Source organism: Thermomonospora cellulosilytica (genome assembly GCF_014138835.1).
In the GTDB taxonomy this organism is placed as follows: Bacteria; Actinomycetota; Actinomycetes; order Streptosporangiales; family Streptosporangiaceae; genus Thermomonospora; species Thermomonospora amylolytica.
In genome coordinates this window covers 3,489,520-3,506,438 of sequence record NZ_JACJII010000001.1, presented here as the reverse complement: position 1 = coordinate 3,506,438, position 16,919 = coordinate 3,489,520, and the positions used below count along the sequence as shown (strand labels likewise).

General features: G+C 73.6%; 18 protein-coding genes. 5 read left to right on the top strand and 13 right to left on the bottom strand.

Annotation, left to right across the window (positions count from 1 at the left end; translation table 11 throughout):
* Nucleotides 1-24: 24 nt before the first annotated feature.
* From HNR21_RS16590 to HNR21_RS16550, 9 genes are all read right to left on the bottom strand, one after another.
* Nucleotides 25-645, bottom strand: coding sequence for a hypothetical protein (locus tag HNR21_RS16590; protein ID WP_182705913.1), 621 nt, complete (start codon nucleotides 643-645; stop codon nucleotides 25-27).
* Entirely contained in the window at nucleotides 632-2,212 is a 1,581-nt protein-coding gene (locus tag HNR21_RS16585) for a substrate-binding domain-containing protein (protein WP_312881060.1), read from the bottom strand. Before HNR21_RS16585 ends, HNR21_RS16590 begins: the two co-directional genes overlap by 14 nt.
* A complete protein-coding gene (locus HNR21_RS16580; protein WP_119731311.1) occupies nucleotides 2,209-3,378 on the bottom strand; it encodes a toxic anion resistance protein in 1,170 nt (389 codons plus the stop codon). Before HNR21_RS16580 ends, HNR21_RS16585 begins: the two co-directional genes overlap by 4 nt.
* 25 nt (nucleotides 3,379-3,403) lie before the next feature.
* Nucleotides 3,404-4,477, bottom strand: coding sequence for a hypothetical protein (locus tag HNR21_RS16575; RefSeq protein ID WP_182705912.1), 1,074 nt, complete (start codon nucleotides 4,475-4,477; stop codon nucleotides 3,404-3,406).
* A 92-nt stretch (nucleotides 4,478-4,569) separates the two neighbouring features.
* Nucleotides 4,570-4,902: a hypothetical protein gene (locus tag HNR21_RS16570; RefSeq protein WP_182705911.1), complete on the bottom strand. Its 333-nt coding sequence runs from the start codon at nucleotides 4,900-4,902 to the stop codon at nucleotides 4,570-4,572.
* 45 nt (nucleotides 4,903-4,947) lie between these two features.
* Nucleotides 4,948-5,430 carry a peroxiredoxin gene (locus HNR21_RS16565; RefSeq protein WP_119731314.1) on the bottom strand — a complete coding sequence of 161 codons (483 nt, stop codon included), beginning with the start codon at nucleotides 5,428-5,430 and terminating at the stop codon, nucleotides 4,948-4,950.
* A gap of 21 nt (nucleotides 5,431-5,451) precedes the next feature.
* Entirely contained in the window at nucleotides 5,452-5,880 is a 429-nt protein-coding gene (locus tag HNR21_RS16560; RefSeq protein WP_119731315.1) for a DUF3052 domain-containing protein, read from the bottom strand.
* Between the two features lie 164 nt (nucleotides 5,881-6,044).
* Nucleotides 6,045-6,452, bottom strand: coding sequence for a secondary thiamine-phosphate synthase enzyme YjbQ (locus HNR21_RS16555; RefSeq protein ID WP_182705910.1), 408 nt, complete (start codon nucleotides 6,450-6,452; stop codon nucleotides 6,045-6,047).
* Between the two features lie 73 nt (nucleotides 6,453-6,525).
* Nucleotides 6,526-6,735, bottom strand: coding sequence for a DUF1918 domain-containing protein (locus HNR21_RS16550; RefSeq protein WP_119731316.1), 210 nt, complete (start codon nucleotides 6,733-6,735; stop codon nucleotides 6,526-6,528).
* A 263-nt stretch (nucleotides 6,736-6,998) separates the two neighbouring features.
* Here HNR21_RS16550 and aceE point away from each other — a divergent pair, with 263 nt between their 5' ends.
* The 3 genes from aceE to HNR21_RS36025 all read left to right on the top strand — a co-directional run bounded on the left by aceE (nucleotide 6,999) and on the right by HNR21_RS36025 (nucleotide 10,600).
* Entirely contained in the window at nucleotides 6,999-9,788 is a 2,790-nt protein-coding gene (aceE, locus tag HNR21_RS16545) for a pyruvate dehydrogenase (acetyl-transferring), homodimeric type (protein ID WP_182705909.1), read from the top strand.
* 196 nt (nucleotides 9,789-9,984) lie between these two features.
* Nucleotides 9,985-10,344 carry a hypothetical protein gene (locus HNR21_RS16540; RefSeq protein WP_182705908.1) on the top strand — a complete coding sequence of 120 codons (360 nt, stop codon included), beginning with the start codon at nucleotides 9,985-9,987 and terminating at the stop codon, nucleotides 10,342-10,344.
* A gap of 130 nt (nucleotides 10,345-10,474) precedes the next feature.
* Complete coding sequence (locus tag HNR21_RS36025; protein WP_267898963.1) at nucleotides 10,475-10,600, top strand: hypothetical protein; 126 nt, start codon at nucleotides 10,475-10,477, stop codon at nucleotides 10,598-10,600.
* A gap of 82 nt (nucleotides 10,601-10,682) precedes the next feature.
* Here HNR21_RS36025 and HNR21_RS16535 read toward each other — a convergent pair whose 3' ends face one another.
* From HNR21_RS16535 to HNR21_RS16520, 4 genes are all read right to left on the bottom strand, one after another.
* Complete coding sequence (locus tag HNR21_RS16535; RefSeq protein ID WP_312881059.1) at nucleotides 10,683-11,630, bottom strand: alpha/beta fold hydrolase; 948 nt, start codon at nucleotides 11,628-11,630, stop codon at nucleotides 10,683-10,685.
* Between the two features lie 49 nt (nucleotides 11,631-11,679).
* Nucleotides 11,680-12,546 carry an SGNH/GDSL hydrolase family protein gene (locus HNR21_RS16530; protein ID WP_182705907.1) on the bottom strand — a complete coding sequence of 289 codons (867 nt, stop codon included), beginning with the start codon at nucleotides 12,544-12,546 and terminating at the stop codon, nucleotides 11,680-11,682.
* Nucleotides 12,547-12,664: 118 nt separating this feature from the next.
* Nucleotides 12,665-13,816, bottom strand: coding sequence for an amidase family protein (locus HNR21_RS16525; protein WP_182705906.1), 1,152 nt, complete (start codon nucleotides 13,814-13,816; stop codon nucleotides 12,665-12,667).
* Nucleotides 13,817-14,848 carry a PHP domain-containing protein gene (locus tag HNR21_RS16520; RefSeq protein ID WP_182705905.1) on the bottom strand — a complete coding sequence of 344 codons (1,032 nt, stop codon included), beginning with the start codon at nucleotides 14,846-14,848 and terminating at the stop codon, nucleotides 13,817-13,819.
* 82 nt (nucleotides 14,849-14,930) lie between these two features.
* On the opposite strand from HNR21_RS16520, the gene HNR21_RS36020 reads away from it, so the two are divergent.
* Both HNR21_RS36020 and HNR21_RS16510 read left to right on the top strand, forming a co-directional pair.
* Nucleotides 14,931-16,199, top strand: coding sequence for a sensor histidine kinase (locus HNR21_RS36020; RefSeq protein ID WP_182705904.1), 1,269 nt, complete (start codon nucleotides 14,931-14,933; stop codon nucleotides 16,197-16,199).
* Entirely contained in the window at nucleotides 16,196-16,876 is a 681-nt protein-coding gene (locus HNR21_RS16510) for a response regulator transcription factor (RefSeq protein ID WP_312881058.1), read from the top strand. Before HNR21_RS36020 ends, HNR21_RS16510 begins: the two co-directional genes overlap by 4 nt.
* Nucleotides 16,877-16,919: the final 43 nt, after the last annotated feature.

Genomic DNA, 16,919 nt, shown 5'->3' with positions numbered 1-16,919 from the left:
ATCTGCCCGACCAAGACCCGGCTGTCAACCCTCGCTCTGGGAGCGATCCCGCAGGTAGCGGGTCTGATCGCGCATCCTGCGGGCCTCGTCCTCCAGCAGCCGCCCGGCCAGTCCGGTCAGATGGTCGGCGATCAGGTCGAGCTGGGCGCACAGCTCGTCGGCGGCGGTCCGGCGGACGGCGCCACGGCGGCCGCCGGCGAACCAGCCGGGCAGGTTCAGGTACGTCTCGAACCCCTCCGGCAGATCCGTGCGGACGGCGCGGGCCAGCTCGTACCGGGCGTCGGGGTCGGCGGCCAGCAGGTCCCGGCGGGCCAGCAGGTCGGTGAGGATCTCCCGGATCTCCCGGAACCGCACCATCGCCGCGGGCGGCATCCGCCCGGCGTGCGCGGCGACCCGCTCGGTCAGCCGGTCCAGGTCGGCGCGCAGCCGTTCGGCCTCCGCCGCGGCGTCGTCGGCCACCGTCAGCGTCACCTTCTCCGGCGGGGCGGCCAGCGCCCCCGCCGCGTACAGCCCGGCGACGACGAACGGCCAGTACGAGCCGACCGCCCCGGCCAGGTACAGCCCGAGCCCGGCCAGGCCGCACACCGACCCGATCAGGTTCTTGGTCGACCCCAGATAGCGGACGAACCGGTCACTGGTAGCCACGGATCTCCCGGAACACCACGTCGAGGGACTGCGAGCGGGCGTCGAACACCCGCCCCCCGGTCAGCCCGGCCAGCCGCTCCATCTCCCCGGCCGCGGCCTCGCCGAACAGCACCGGGAACACCGGCACGCCCCGCAGCCGCTCGGGCAGCCCCGCGAACCGGGCGTGGAAGTCCGCCGAGTCCGCGCCCTCGGTGTTCTCCCCGTCCGACATCAGCACGATCGAGGTGAACCGGTCGGGGTCGCGGGCGATCTGCCGGTCGGCCACCTCGTAGGCCCGCAGGAGGCTGTCGTAGATCGCGGTGCCGCCCTCGGCCTTCAGTCCCTCGGCGGTGTCGCGGATCCGCGCCAGCACCGGCGCGGGGTTCTCGGCCGGAACGGTGTAGGAGAGCGGGGTCTGCGGGGCGCCGTTGAACGGGATGAGGGTGACCTCCTCCCGGTTGTAGAACCGTTCGAACCGCCCGGCCGCCCCGCCGGTCAGCGCCACCAGCGCGGTCCGCAGCTGCTCGATCCGCTCCCCCTGCATCGACCCGGAGGTGTCCAGCACGTACAGGGTGCGGGAGGGGCGGCGGATCCTGTCGTAGTAGGCCCCCAGCAGCGCCTGCACCGCGTCCAGCCGCGCCGGGAACGGCAGCTCCGCCGGCACCGGCGCGAACCCGGCCGCGGAGACCTCCGGGTTCACCGGGCGGCGGTGGAGCTGTGTCATGATCCGCCGCTGCACGTCCGGCCGGCGCAGGTAGGCGGCCAGCCGCCGGTGGGCGTCGCGGGCGTGGCCGGGCGCGGACGCCAGCAGGGTGAGCGGGTAGTCGGCGGTGACCACCCCGTCGCGCGGGTGGACGATGACCAGCGGCTCCGGCAGCCGGCCGGCGGCGTTCAGCGACCGCAGCACCGACTCGTAGTTGATCAGCCCGTCCACCCCGGAGCCCTGGCGGCGCAGGTAGGCGTCCGACAGCCAGCCCGACGACCCGGCGGTGAGCCGCTGCCCCTCGAAGAACTCCCGCAGCCTGGGCGCCACGGCGTCGATGCCGGCCGCGTCCAGCGCGCTGCCCCGGCCCGACAGCGCCGCCGTCACCCCCACCAGCGCCGAGAACCCCGAGTTGGACGCCGCCGGGCTGGTCATCCCGAACGTGAACCGCCCCTGCCCCGCGGCCTCGGCGACCTGCGCCCAGGTGGGGGCCTGCCGGTCCCAGCCGAGCCGGGCCGCCGCCGACCGGCGCACGCCCAGCACCACCGGGGACATCATCGTGGTGGTCGCGGTGCCCAGCCTGGCCTGCGCGCCCGGGTGCAGCGACAGGTACCGGTTGGAGGAGAACCAGATCGCGTCGTGGCGGCCGTCGGCCTTGCCGCTCACGACCTGCTGCGCGCCGTCCAGCGTGCCGATCTCGGTGATCGCGACCTCGACGCCGGTCTCGCGTTCGGCCTGCTCCAGGATCGGCTCCATGTCGGCCAGCTCGCTGCCCGCCAGCACCCGCAGCAGGCCCTCGCGCGGCTCGGTGTCCGGCGGGTCCCCGGTGCAGCCGGACAGGACCAGCGTCAGCGCGGCGGCCAGGGCGGCGGTACGGCGGATCACGAGTCCCCGCCGACCCGCTCGTGCGCCCGCTCCAGGTAGGCGCTCGCCCGTCCCAGCTCGGCCCCCAGCGCCTCCACGGTGGCCTTCATGTTGTCGGTCGCCTGCACCTTGAACGAGTCGACCGCGTCGATGGTCCGGTAGATCTGCTCGAACGAGCGGCGCAGCGTCTCGGCCCCCACCGCGGGCTCGGCGGCGATCCGCTGGATGTCGGTGCTCTGGGAGGCCAGCATGTCGGCGTTGGCGGCGATGATGTCCTCGGTGGTGCCGCGCAGCGCCTGCACCTGGTCGATGACCTTCTTCTGGTTGGACAACGCGGCGGCGATGGTGACGGCGATCCGCAGCGCCGACACGGTGGTGGACGACGCCCGGTCCACGCCCTTGATCAGCTCGTCGTTGTTGCGGCGCACCGCGTCCAGCGCCAGGTAGCCCTGGGCGCACACGGCGAGCTGGGTGAGCAGGTCCTGGTGCTTCTGCCGGACCGGGAACAGCACGTCGGCGCGCAGCGCGTCGGCCTTGGCGGGGTCGGCGACCTGCCCGATGCGGCGTTCCAGTGCCTCGTCGAGGGCCTGGGTGAGCAGGGCGTACTCCTGCAGCCGGCCCATCGTCTCCCACAGCGCGGTGCGCTCGCCCTGGATCGCGGCGTTGTCGCGGCGCAGCTCGTCCTGCCCGGACCGCAGCGCCATCACGATCTTGTTGAGGTTGGCGTCGGCGCTCTGGTAGCGGGCCACGAAGTCGCGCAGCGCGTTCCCGAACGGCAGCCGCGACAGCAGCCGGCGGCCGGTCACCCGCCCGATGTCCTTGGGGTCCAGGTCCTCCACCGTGCGGCGCAGCTCCACCAGCCCCCGGGCCACCCGTTCCTGGCCGCCCCCGTCGCGGCCGGAGATCGAGGCGACGGTCCGCTGCAGCATCCGGTTCGCCGACCGCGCCGACGCGCGGATCTCCCCGTCGCCCAGCGCGGCGATCTCGCCGGCCTTGGCCAGGAACTCCGGCGACCGCGGGTCCACGGTCACCAGTTCCTCGACGTAGGCGGCGGCCCGCCGGTCCAGCTCGGCGCGGGTGGCCTCGTCGACCGGGATGATCGTGGCCGCTCGTTCCGGCGCGATCGGCGCCACCGGCTCGGGCGGGGTGAGGACCAGGTCGTCCCCGTGCCCGGCGGTCCCGTTCACGTGCGTTCCCCCGTTCCTTGGAAGGTCAGCGGCCGTAGCCCTGTTCCACGCGCCGCAGCATGCTCTCCAGCACGTCGTAGGAGGGCGGGTCCACGACGTTGATCAGATCGGTGACGACCGGCACCCGGTGCCGGGCGGCCAGCTGGGCGAACCGGGCCGGGTCGGTGGTGCGGAACCCGTGCCGGGCGGCCAGCCGCTGCAGTTCCGGGTCGGTGGTCAGCAGCCGCCCGACCCGGTCGCCGTCCGGGCTCAGCGGCACCAGCGAGTGCCGCGAGATCACCGTCGGCACCGGGTACATCAGCGTCATGCCGGGCCGGATCTGCCCCCGCACGGCGCGGTCCACGAACTGCGCCTCGTAGATCCACGCCATCGGCACCTGGCCCATGCCGCCCACCAGGTACCGCTCGAACGGGCCCTCGCTGGTGCTGTCGGTGTAGCCCTGGTCCTGGAAGAGCCGCTCCACCAGCGGCATCACCTCGTCCTGCGCGCCCTGGTCGCGGACCACCGCGTGCCCGTTGGCGACGAAGCTGGTGACCGCCAGGTACATCGCCGCCGAGTTGGACTGGCGGGGGTCGGTGGTGGAGACCAGCACGTTCTTGCGCACCGGATACCGCGAGCCGTTCTTCAGCCCGTCCCACCGCGCCCCGCGGCGGACCAGGGCCAGGTAGCGCTCGACGTTGAAGGTCCACGTCCCCTGCGGGGTCCGCGCGGCCACCCCCTCGGCCCGCAGGATCTCGGCGATCGGCTCGAACGTGGCGATCGCCATCGGGGTGGAGAACGGCGCGTGCCGGGCGGTGATCCCCCGCGAGGACTGGATCTTGTCGGCGGCCGGGGAGCTGCCGGGGAACGCGAAGTCGTAACCGCCCAGATCCACCGAGGTCGCGATCTGCCGGGACCCGGCCGGATCGACCTGCACCCGCAGCCCGTGACGCTCGAACGCCGCCCGCACCGCGGGATCGTCGAAGAACCCCTGTTTCTCCGACCCGATGACCCCGCGCACGACCCGCGGCCGCGGATCGCCCGTACGGTCGAGCACGATGACCACGGCGACGGCGAGCACCAGCCCGGCCGCCAGCACTATCGACAGCACCCTTTTCATGAGTGCTGCACAGCCTGTGCGGGCCGGCGGGCGGGCGTTCGTCGCCCAGGCGTACGGGAGATGAACGCCCGATGACCGGTCGGACGGACGGGTCAGCCGAGCAGGCCGCGTCCCAGCACCCGGCTCAGCGCGGCGGCGACCTCCTCCGACAGCCCGGGCGCGCCCGAGGTGACCAGGTCGCCGGACCGGTCCGGCGGGCGGGCCTGGCGCACGTGCCCGCAGGCCCGGCACTCCACCTCGCCGAGCCGGCAGATCAGCGCGGTCGAGCCGCAGGCCACACAGCGGTCCAGGGCGGCGGTCCAGTCCTCCGAACGCTGGCACGCCGGGCAGACCAGCACCTGCCGGTCCGCCCGCACCCCGCGCTTCCAGGGGCTGGCCCCGCGGACCGGATCACTCTGCCGCGCCCCGCAGCGGAAGCAGGGCATGACGCCTCCAACAGCCTGGGCCGGGTCCCCTCCCGGCCGCGATGGTCACAGCGTGGCGAGCGCCTTGCGGTACTCGTCGATGTCGCGCGCCTCGCCGATCGCGTTCACGACCTTCCAGCGCACGACGCCCTCGCGGTCGACGACGAACGAGCCGCGCACGGCCACGCCCCGTTCGTCGTCGAACACCCCGTACGACCGGGCCACCGCGCCGTGCGGCCAGAAGTCCGACAGCAGCCCGAAGGCGTAGTCCCGCGCGTCGGCCCAGGCGCGCAGCGCGAACATCGAGTCCACCGAGACCGCCAGCACCCGCGTGTCCGCGCCGAGGGCGGGCAGCAGCTCGTCGCGGATCACGTCCAGCTCGCCGGTGCACACCCCGCTGAACGCCAGCGGGTAGAACACCAGCAGCACGTTGTGCTCACCGCGCAGGGACGACAGCCGCACCGGGGTGCCGTGCTGGTCCCTCAGTTCGAAGTCCGGGGCGACGTCCCCCACCCCGGGGCCCGCCCCGACGCCCGTCCCGACCGCCATGACGCTCCTGCCGCGCGGCGGCTACTTGCGGACCTTGGGGGCGACCAGCCGGGTGCCCGACCAGTCGCGGGCCGCGCTCATGCTGCTGGTCTGGGACAGGCCCGCGGTGGGCGCCGACTCGCCGATGTCGCTGGGCTCCACGTGCCCCTCCCGGCCCGCCTTGGGGGTCAGCAGCCAGATGTGGCCGCCATCGGCCAGCGACGTGCGGGCGTCCACCAGCCCGTCCACCAGGTCCCCGTCCTCGTCGCGCCACCAGAGCACCACGACATCGACGACATCTTCGTAGTCCTCGTCGACCAGCTCGTTGCCGGTGACCGCCTCGATGGAGCGGCGCAGCTCCTCGTCGCAGTCATCGTCGTAGCCGATCTCCTGCACCACCTGGCTGGGCTTGAAGCCCAGCCGCTCGGCCAGGCTGCGCTCAGACTGCGCCTGACCCGCGGTCGCGCTCACGAACGTCCTCCCAATGTCGGTTGGCCACCCGGTGTGGCGTTGCGGGACAGTTCACACAAGTGACGGCCTCCAGCGCAAGTGCCTTGGGCGCTTTGCCGGCCCGCTCGGTCCGCACCGCGACGCTTTCCGGTAGCGACATCACCGAGCGTAACAAAGCGTGGGATTCAGCCCGCCAGGAACGACAGCCGGACCTGGCGGTCGGGGTTGTCCACGTTCAGGTCCACCAGCGCCACCGACTGCCAGGTGCCCAGCACCATCCGGCCGCCCAGCACCGGGATCGTCGCGTACGGGGGGACCAGCGCCGGCAGCACGTGCGAGCGCCCGTGCCCGGCGGAGCCGTGCCGGTGCCGCCAGCGGTCGTCGGCCGGCAGCAGGTCGCCCAGCGCCGCCAGCAGGTCGTCGTCGCTGCCGGCGCCCAGCTCGATCAGCGCGATCCCGGCGGTGGCGTGCGGCACGAACACGTGCAGCAGCCCGTCCCCGCCGGCCTCGGCGACGAACGAGGCGCACTCGGCGGTGATGTCGTGCACCGTCTCGGTGCCGCCGGTGCGCACCCGGATCACCGTGCTCTTCATGGTCATCTATGTATCCGGGCCGGCGCGCCCCGGCAAACCGGCGGCCGGGGCGCGCCGGCGGCCGTCCGGTGCGTCAGCGCTGCGGCACACGCCGTCCGGTGCCCTTGGGCTCCACCACGGCGTCCGGTCCGGGGAACACCAGCCCGGTGTGCCCGTCGTCGAACCGCACCACGTAGGGCGGCGCCCCGTCCTGGCCGCGCACCTCGATGATCTCGCCACTGCGGTCCGGCTGCCCGACGATGTTGCCGTGCACGTGCAGCCGGTCGCCCACTGTTGCCTGCATCGTTCACCTTCCCGCGGTCGGTGCGTTCTTCCACCGTTCTTCCACCGTGTCAGCCACGATGTCTCCACGATGCTGCGGCTGGCCGCCGCAGTCGAGACCCTTCCCAGGCCCGGCCCGTCCGTCACCGCGCTGACCGGCGCAAATAGTTACCGCAGAGTAGAGATGCGTTAGCCGTCATAACAGACGACGATGGGATGGGGACGGACGACCGACGACCGTCGGGGCCCGCCCCCGGACCAGAACGGTAAGCAAGAGGGGACCCCGTGGCTTCCGGACGCCAACGCTTTTCGATCATCAGCGACGGGCTGCCGAGCCAGCTCCCGGACGTCAATCCTGACGAGACCCGGGAGTGGCTGGAATCGCTCGACACGGTTCTCAAGACCGAAGGCCGCACCCGTGCGCGTTACATCATGCTCCGGCTGCTGGAGCGGGCCCGTGAGCAGCAGGTGGGCGTGCCCGGCCTGCGCAGCACCGACTACATCAACACCATCCCGCCGGAGCGGGAGCCGTGGTTCCCCGGCGACGAGCACATCGAACGCCGGATCCGGGCCTACATCCGCTGGAACGCCGCCGTCATGGTGTCCCGCGGCAACCGGCCGCAGCTGGGCGTCGGCGGGCACATCGCCACCTACGCCTCGGCCGCCTCGCTGTACGAGGTCGGGTTCAACCACTTCTTCCGCGGCAAGGACCACGGCGAGTCCGGCGACCAGGTGTTCATCCAGGGGCACGCCGCGCCGGGCATCTACGCGCGCGCGTTCCTGGAGGGCCGGCTCACCGAGCAGCACCTGGACGGGTTCCGGCAGGAGATCTCCCATCCGGGCGGGGGCCTGAGCTCCTACCCGCACCCGCGGCTGATGCCGGACTTCTGGGAGTTCCCCACGGTGTCCATGGGCCTGACCGCGATCAACTCCATCTACCAGGCCCGGTTCAACCGCTACCTGTACAACCGCAAGATCAAGGACACCTCGCGGTCGCACGTGTGGGCGTTCCTGGGCGACGGCGAGATGGGCGAGCCGGAGTCGCTGGGCGCCATCGGGCTGGCCGCCCGCGAGGAGCTGGACAACCTGACCTTCGTGGTCAACTGCAACCTGCAGCAGCTCGACGGCCCGGTGCGCGGCAACGGCAAGATCATCCAGGAGCTGGAGGCGTTCTTCCGCGGCGCCGGCTGGAACGTGATCAAGGTCATCTGGGGCCGGGACTGGGACCCGCTGCTGGCCAAGGACGTCGACGGCGTGCTGGTCAACAAGATGAACACCACGCCGGACGGGCAGTTCCAGACCTACACCGTGGAGTCGGGCGCCTACATCCGCGAGCACTTCTTCGGCGACGACCCGCGGCTGCGCAAGATGGTCGAGCACCTGTCCGACGACGACATCCGCAGGCTCTCGCGCGGCGGGCACGACTACCGCAAGCTGTACGCGGCGTTCAAGGCGGCCCGCGAGCACGTCGGCCAGCCGACGGTGATCCTCACCCACACCATCAAGGGCTGGACGCTGGGGCCGGACTTCGAGGCCCGCAACGCCACCCACCAGATGAAGAAGCTCACCAAGGCCGAGCTGAAGGAGTTCCGGGACCGGCTGTACCTGGACATCCCCGACTCGGCGCTGGAGGGCGAGCTGCCGCCGTACTACCACCCCGGAGAGGACTCCGAGGAGATCGAGTACATGCGGGAGCGGCGCGCCGCGCTCGGCGGCTACCTGCCCAAGCGGGTGGTGCGGGCCAAGCCGCTCAAGCTGCCCGGCGACGCGGTCTACAGCGAGCTGAAGAAGGGCTCCGGCAAGCAGAACGTGGCCACCACCATGGCCTTCGTCCGGCTGCTGAAGGACCTGATCAAGGACGACGACATCGGGGCCCGGTTCGTGCCGATCGCGCCGGACGAGTTCCGCACGTTCGGCATGGACTCGCTGTTCCCCACCGCCAAGATCTACTCGCCGCACGGGCAGACCTACGAGGCGGTGGACCGCAAGCTGCTGCTGAGCTACAAGGAGTCCACCGAGGGCCAGCTGCTGCACGAGGGCATCAGCGAGGCCGGTGCGATGGGCTCGACGATCGCGGCGGGCACCGCGTACGCCACGCACGGCGTGCACATGATCCCGGTCTACATCTTCTACTCGATGTTCGGGTTCCAGCGGACCGGCGACTCCATCTGGGCGATGGCCGACCAGATGGGCCGCGGGTTCCTGCTGGGCGCCACCGCCGGGCGGACCACGCTGACCGGTGAGGGGCTGCAGCACGCCGACGGGCACTCGCCGCTGCTGGCCGCCACCAACCCGGCCTGCGTGTACTACGACCCGGCCTGGGCGTACGAACTCGCGGTGATCATGCAGGACGCGCTGCGCCGGATGTACGGCTCCACGCCCGAGCACCCGGGCGGCGAGGACATCTTCTACTACCTCACCGTCTACAACGAGCCGTACCAGCAGCCGCCCGCGCCGGCGGACCTGGACACCGAGGGCCTGCTCAAGGGCCTGTACAAGTACGCCGACGCGCCCGCGATCGAGGGCCGCAACGGCGACGTGCCGCGCGCGCAGATCCTGGCCTCCGGGGTCGCCATGCGGTGGGCGCTGCAGGCGCAGAAGCAGCTCGCCGAGGACTGGGGGGTGGCCGCGGACGTGTGGTCGGCCACCTCGTGGACCGAGCTGCGCCGCGAGGCGCTGGCCTGCGACGAGTGGAACCTGCTGCACCCCGACGCCGAGCAGCGGGTGCCGTACGTCACCCGGCGGCTGGAGGGGCAGCCCGGCCCGGTGGTCGGGGTGTCGGACTTCATGCGGGCGGTGCCGGACCAGATCGCCGGCTGGGTCCCGCAGGGGTTCACCTCGCTGGGCACCGACGGGTTCGGGTTCTCCGACACCCGGGCGGCGGCCCGCCGGCACTTCCACGTGGACGCCGCCTCGATCACCCTGGCGGTGCTGCACCGGCTGGCCCGGCAGGGCGACGTCAAGCCCGACGTGCTGCGCCAGGCCATCGACAGGTACCGGCTGGACCGGCCGATCGACGAGGTCTTCGCCGGCACCGGGCAGACCGCCGAGTCCAGCACCGGCGGGGAGGCCTGACCGGCTCCGGCTCCCGGCGCCCGTCCAGCGGCCGCCGCCCCGGCATCGGGGCGGCGGCCGCGGCCGTTCTGTGGACACCGCGCGCGGTGGAATCAAACGCGGCGTGACGGGCAGGTAGTGGCGGGGCCCCCGGTGACGCGGGCCCGTACCGCATGACCACCGCAGGGCCACCGCATGGCGAGATCGGGGAGATGAGATGACCACCGCGCAGCAGAGCAAGGCCGCACGCAAGGACGCCGCCGAGGAGCGGGAGCGGGGCGGCGGCGTGCCGATCCCGGTCGTCACCCCGCACGTGAAGGTCCTCCGCGTCCCCACGCCGCCCGGGGTGGGCGCGGTGGCCGGGGCGGGCCGGTCGGCCGCCTCGCACCTGCCGCCGCCGGACCGGCTGGCGTTCTACGGCGGGCTGGGGGCGATGGCCGCGTTCAACGTGATCTCCTGGCCGGTCGCCGCCGCGATCGGGGTGGGCACGGCGATCGCCCGGCGCGGGCGCGGGACCGAGGAGCGCGCAAAGCCCGAGGAGCCGGGAAGGACCGCGGAGCCCGCGAGGTCCCGATGATCACGGCCCGTCAGGCGGACATGACCGAATATTAACGAAACGGACATTTCACCCTCACCTCCGTGCCAGTCCGGTCAGGCAGAAAGGACGGGTCACGACCTCGACGGACCGTCACGGAGGGGGGACCGCAATGACCGACATCGTCGCCGCCATCCTGGCCAAGGCCGCCGTCATGGCCCTGGAGGCGCTGCTGGCCCGGCTGTTCGTGCAGTTGCTCCAGCTGACCCGTTACCGCCTCGTCCCGGCCACCGCCTGACCGGCTCGCCCGGAGACGGCCCCCGGACCCGCGAAAGGGCGGGTCGGACGACCTCCGCCCCGGTCGCCCGATCCGCGGGCCCTCACAGGCTCCGCAGGAACGCGATCAGCTCCCGGTTGACCTCGTCGGGGCGCTCCTGCTGGGTCCAGTGCCCGCAGCCGGGCAGCAGCACGATGTCCCTCAGGTCGGTGACGTAGTCGTGCATGCGGTGCAGCCGGTCCTTGGCCCCGGCCAGCACCATGTCCCGCTCCCCGGCGACGTAGAGGGCGGGCGGGGTGATCGGGGCGCGGTGCCAGGCGGCGGTCAGCTCCCAGTTGCGGTCCAGGTTCCGGTACCAGTTGACCGGGCCGCGGAAGCCGCTGTGGGCGTACTCGGCCGCGTAGACGGCGATGTCCTCCTCGGTGAGCCAGCCGGGCAGCTCGTCCGGCGCGGGGCACACGTCCAGGAAGCCGCCGCCGTCCGGCAGGATCGGCACCAGCATGGGGGCGTCGCCGGAGGCCGCGTACAGCATCCGGCGGAACGTGTCCGGCAGGTCCCGTTCCAGCCCGGCCTCGGGCAGGTCGGGCCGCTGGAACGCCACCATGTAGAAGCCCTCGCCCAGCTGCTCGCGCATCACCTGCACCGGCGGGCGCGAGGACCGCGGCCGGTGCGGCACCGACAGGGCGACCACGCCGCGCACGACGTCCGGGCGGAACAGGGCCGTGTGCCAGGCCACCGGGGCGCCCCAGTCATGGCCGACGACGACCGCCTGCTCCTCCCCCAGCGCGGCGATCAGGGCGACCGCGTCCCCCACGAGATGGTGGATCGTGTACTCCTCCACCGCCTCGGGCCCGCCGGTACGGGCGTACCCGCGCTGGTCGGGGGCGACGGCGTGGAAGCCGGCCTCGGCGAGCGCCACCAGCTGGCGCCGCCAGGAGTACCAGCACTCGGGGAAGCCGTGCAGCAGCAGCACCAGCGGGCCGCTGCCCGCCTCGGCGATGTGCATGTCGAGTCCGTTGACGGGAATGCGGCGATGCGCGATCTCGGTCACGCCTCCGGACGCTACCGGGTCCCCGCGACGCCGGGCCGAGCAGGTCGTGTCAACGCGCGGACGCCCAGACGGCGGCGGGCCAGAAGCTCCTGGCGTAGGTCACCCGCGCCAGCACCGCCTGCCCGTTGCCGTTGGGGTGGAAGTAGTCCCACTTGCTGACCTGCGCCAGCGTGAACCGGTAGTCGAACACCGCGTCGTCGTCGAACCGGCAGCGGGCGTCCTGCGCGCACAGCCGCCGCAGCACCGCGTTGTAGTCGATGACCCGCTGACGCACGCGCTCACGGCGCGCGATGTCGGCCGCCGAGGCCGAGAGCGGGCGGGCCAGCATCGACTGGCAGATCCCGAACCTGGCCCAGGCGGTACGGGCCACCGCGTTGCCCCTGCCGACCTGCCAGAGCCGCCGCAGGTCGGGAATGCTGGCGACGAACACCTCGGCCCCCGGCAGACCCTCCCGCAGCGTCCGCAGGCCGACGCGGAACCGGGTCTCGAAGTCGGCGACCGGGGTCATCCGCTCCTCGGTGGGGGCGCAGGCGTCGTTGGCGCCGATCAGGATCGTCACGTACTGCGCCCGCCGGTCGACGGCGATCTGCGCCTGCCGCGCCAGGTCGGCGACCCTCGCCCCGGTGGCGGCGGCGTTGTAGGGGGTCAGCGACGGCTCGCGGGCGGCCAGCCGCAGGTAGTGGCTGCGCACGGCGGTGTCGTGGCCGGTGCTCCAGGACCGGCCGATGCAGTCGACGTACCAGCCGCAGGCGTTGAACCCGCGGGTGATGGAGTCGCCCAGCGCGACCATCCGGGTCGGAACGGGCGCCTCGGCGGCCTCGGCGGCGGCGCCGGGGGCGGCGAGCACGGCACCGGTCAGCCCGGCCAGCCCGGTCAGCGCGGTCGCCAGGGTCAGGGGAACGACGGGACGGAGCATGCGGCACCTCCGGACGGTGACGACACGGGAACGTAACGCGATCAGCACAGCACAGAGTGTGACGACCCCTGGTCGTGATGGCAATGGCCTCCGGGCGAGAGCACCCGCTCCCCGCCGGTCAGCCCGGCGGGGACGGCCAGGGCCGCAGCCGTTCCAGGTCGGCGGCCAGGCGCAGCAGCAGATCCTCCCGGCCGGGACGGGCGACCGCCTGCAGCCCCACCGGCGTGCCGTCGGCGGCCAGACCCGCGGGGACGCTGATCGCCGGATGCCCGCTGATGTTGAACCCCCAGGTGAGGCCGACCGTCATCGCCGTGCCGGGGCCGTCGTGCCCGTGCGGCGGCGTCGGCGTCGTGGGGGTGAGCAACAGGTCCGCCTCGGCGAACAGCTCGCGCAGCCGCTCGTCGTTGGTCCGGCGGGCGGCCTCGGCGGCGGACGGATCGGCGGGCAGGCCCCGCAGGGCGCGCCAGGCGGGTGCGGGGTCGCACAGCCGGACGGGCCGCTCACGCCAGGTCAGGCGGAGGGCCCCGGCCGCCGCCCGCGCGACCCCGGCCTGCTCCGGGCCGACCTCGGCGAAGCCCAGCGTGCTCGACCAGACCGCCACCGGCCGGTCCGGCCCGCCCGGCCCGACGTCCTCGCCGAGCAGGACCGACAGGTGCAGGGCGGCGTCCCGCGCGGTGCGGACCACGGCGCCGGGCACGTTCAGCCCGGCGGCGTCGCGGGCGGGCAGGCGCCCGCCGGTGGCCTTGAGGCCGATCACCCCGCACCAGGCGGCCGGGATCCGCGTCGAGCCCGCCCCGTCGCTGGCGGTCGCCAGCGGCACGACGCCCGCCGCCACCGCCGCCGCCGACCCGGCCGAGGAGCCGCCCGGAGAGCGGTCGGCGCGCCAGGGGTTGACGGTGGGGCCGCGGTCGGTGTGCCCCCAGGTCTGCCATTCGGTGGTGGGACGGGGCACCGAGGTCAGCCCGATGACGACGCAGCCCGCCGCGCGCAGCCGCCTGGTCTGCGGGGCGTCCACCCCCTCCCACGCCTTGACGCCGATCGGCACCCCGGCCAGCGGCGGGCACCGCCCGCCCGCCACGGCGCGGTCGACCTCGCGGGCGTCCGCCAGCGCCTGCTCGGCGGTGACGGTGCGGAACGCCCGCAGCCGCGGGTCGGCCTCGGCCAGGCGGGCCAGCGCCGCCCTCGCCACCTCCACGGCGGACGTCTCCCGCCGGGTGACCAGGGCCGCGACGGCGGTCGCGTCCAGCCGCCGGTACTCCTCCGGGAGCATCTAGGCGATCTTGGCCCGGGTCCAGGCGAGCAGGTCGCCGGCGGGCAGGGTGTTGACGATCCGGTCGGCCGGCACCCCGCAGCGGGCGGCCCGCTCGCACCCGTACGGCTGCCAGGCGAGCTGGCCCGGGGCGTGCGCGTCGGAGTCGACGGCGAACCGGCAGCCCGCCTCGACCGCCAGCCGCAGCAGCCGCTTGGGCGGGTCCAGCCGCTCCGGCCGCGAGTTGATCTCCACCGCGACGTCGTAGGCGGCGCACGCGTCGAACACCAACTCGGCGTCGAACTCCGACTCCGGCCGCCTGCCGCCGCGCCGCCCGCCGCCCACCACGATCCGGCCGGTGCAGTGGCCCAGCACGTTCACCCGGGGATTGCCGATGGCGGCGACCATGCGGCGGGTCATCGCGACCCGGTCCATCCGCAGCTTGGAGTGGACGCTGGCCACCACCACGTCCAGGCGGTCGAGCAGCTCGGGGTCCTGGTCGAGGGAGCCGTCGTCGAGGATGTCCACCTCGATGCCGGTGAGGATCCGGAACGGCGCCAGCTCCTCGTTCAGCTCCGCGACCACGTCGAGCTGCCTGCGCAGCCGGTCGGCCGACAGCCCGTTGGCCACCCTGAGCCGGGGCGAGTGGTCGGTCAGCGCGATGTACTCGTGCCCCAGCTCGCGGGCGGTCTCGGCCATCTCCCTGATCGGCGATCCGCCGTCGGACCAGTCGCTGTGGGTGTGCAGGTCGCCCCTGAGGGCGGCGCGGAGCGCGGCGGCGGCCTCGTCGACCGGCTGGTCCTCGGTCGCCTCCAGGCGCCGCAGGTACACCGGGGTCTCGCCGCGCAGCGCCTCGGTGATGACCAGGGCGGTGACCTTGCCGATCCCCGGCAGCGCGGTCAGCGTCCCGGCCTCGGCGCGTTCGGCCAGCTCCTCGGGGGAGGTCTGGGCCACCAGGTCGGCGGCCTTGCGGAACGCGCGCACCCGGTAGGTCGGCTCGTGCGCGCGTTCGAGGAGGAAGGCGATCCGCCGCAGCGCCTCAACGGGTTCCACGCCCCGACCGTACCCAGGTACTACGACGGAATGGCACCACGGTCGCATGCGTGACGCGCCGCCGCGCCCCTACGCTGCCGGCGTGACAGGCGACGACGGCAAGGGCCCGGTCATGATCGGGGTCATCCCGCTGGCCCTGGAGGCCGCGCTGACCGGGACGGCCGACCCCCCGCGTCCCGATCCCGGGTGGCCGTCCTGGCTGCGGTGGACCCGCCTGATCGGCATCGGCCGGCTCCCGTACCGCACCGTCACCGTCGTCGTGGACGTGCTCATCGCCCTGATCCTCTTCGGCGGCACCTACAACCTGCTGTTCACCGAGGTCCGTGCGCGGTTTCCCGGCTACCCCGGGTTCTGGCTGCTGGTGGTGTCGGCCTTCCTGGCGGCCCCGGTCGTGCTGCGCACCTGGCATCCGGTCGCCGCATGGCGGATCCTCGTGGTGGCGATGATCTACGTGTCCGCCCAGAACTGGCTGGACGTGCCGTTCGTCCCGGGCGGGGCGATCGCCACCCTGTTCTGCCTGTACTCGCTGGCGGTCCGGTCGCCGCGCCAGGTCACCGTCGGCGTCGGCCTGATCACCGCGGCGGGCGCGGCCCTGCTGAGCGGCTCGGTCGCGTTCGGGGCCATCGCCGCGGTCGCGGTCCCCCTGCTGGTGGGCTCGTTCGTGCGGGAGCGCCGCGCCGCCCGCGCGAAGCTGGCCGAGCAGGAACGCCGCCACAAGGAGGCCGAGGCCGTCCTCAAGGAACGCCAGCGGATCGCCCGCGAACTGCACGACGTGGTCGCCCACCACATGTCGATGATCGCGATCCAGGCCGAAGCGGCTCCTTACGCCGAGCCCTCGATGCCCGACCGCACCAAGGCCGACCTGGCCCAGATCCGTTCCACCGCCCTGGAGGCGCTGACCGAACTGCGGCGGGTGCTGGGCGTGCTGCGCACCGAGAACGGCGCCGAGACCGACCCGCAGCCCGCCCTGGACAGGCTCGACGACCTGATCGCCAACGCCCGCGCCGCCGGGCTCGACGTGACCTCCAGGACCCTCGGCGCACCCCGTTCCCTGCCGCCGGGCCACGGCCTGACCGCCTACCGGATCGTGCAGGAGGCGCTGAGCAACGCCATGCGGCACGCCCCCGGCGCGCACGTCGACGTGGAGATCCAGCACGGCTCCGACGCGCTGCGGATCAAGGTGGTCAACGGCCCGCCCGCGCAGCGGGCCGAGCCGTCCGCGGCCGGAGGCGGGCACGGCCTGATCGGCATGCGGGAACGGGCTGCCATGCTGGGCGGCGAGATCACCGCCGGCCCCGCCCCCGAGGGCGGCTTCGCCGTCGAGGCCGTACTGCCGTGGAGGGACGAGTGACCGCAGCGGGCCGGGACCCGATCAGGGTCGTCATCGCCGACGACCAGGGGATGGTGCGGGCCGGGTTCGGGGTGCTGCTGAACGCCCAGCCCGACATCGAGGTGACCGGCGAGGCCCGCGACGGCGAGGAGGCCCTGCGGGTGATCGCCGACGTGCGGCCCCACGTGGTGCTGATGGACATCCGGATGCCCCGGCTCAACGGGCTGGAGGCCACCCGGCGGCTGATGGCCGAGCACCCCGAGCCGCCCAGGGTGCTGATCCTGACCACGTTCGACCTGGACGACTACGTGTACGAGGCGCTGCGCGCGGGCGCGTCCGGGTTCCTGCTCAAGGACGCCTCGGCGGGCGAGCTGGCCGAGGCGGTGCGGGTGGTGGCGGCCGGGGACGCGCTGCTGTCGCCGTCGGTGACGCGGCGGCTGATCGCCGAGTTCGCCCGGCTGGGCGCCCCGCGCGCCCCGCGCCGGGAGCGGCTGGAGGAGCTGACCGAACGGGAGACCGAGGTGCTGACCCTGGTCGCCCGCGGCCTGTCCAACCAGGAGATCGCCGCCGAACTGGTGGTCGCCGAGCAGACGGTCAAGACCCACTTCGGCCGGATCCTGATGAAGCTGGGGCTGCGCGACCGCCCCCAGGCGATCGTCTACGCCTACGAGACCGGCCTGGTCCGCCCCGGCGACTGACCCGTTCCCTCTGGGGGCCGACCCCCAGACCCCCGAACAGGCG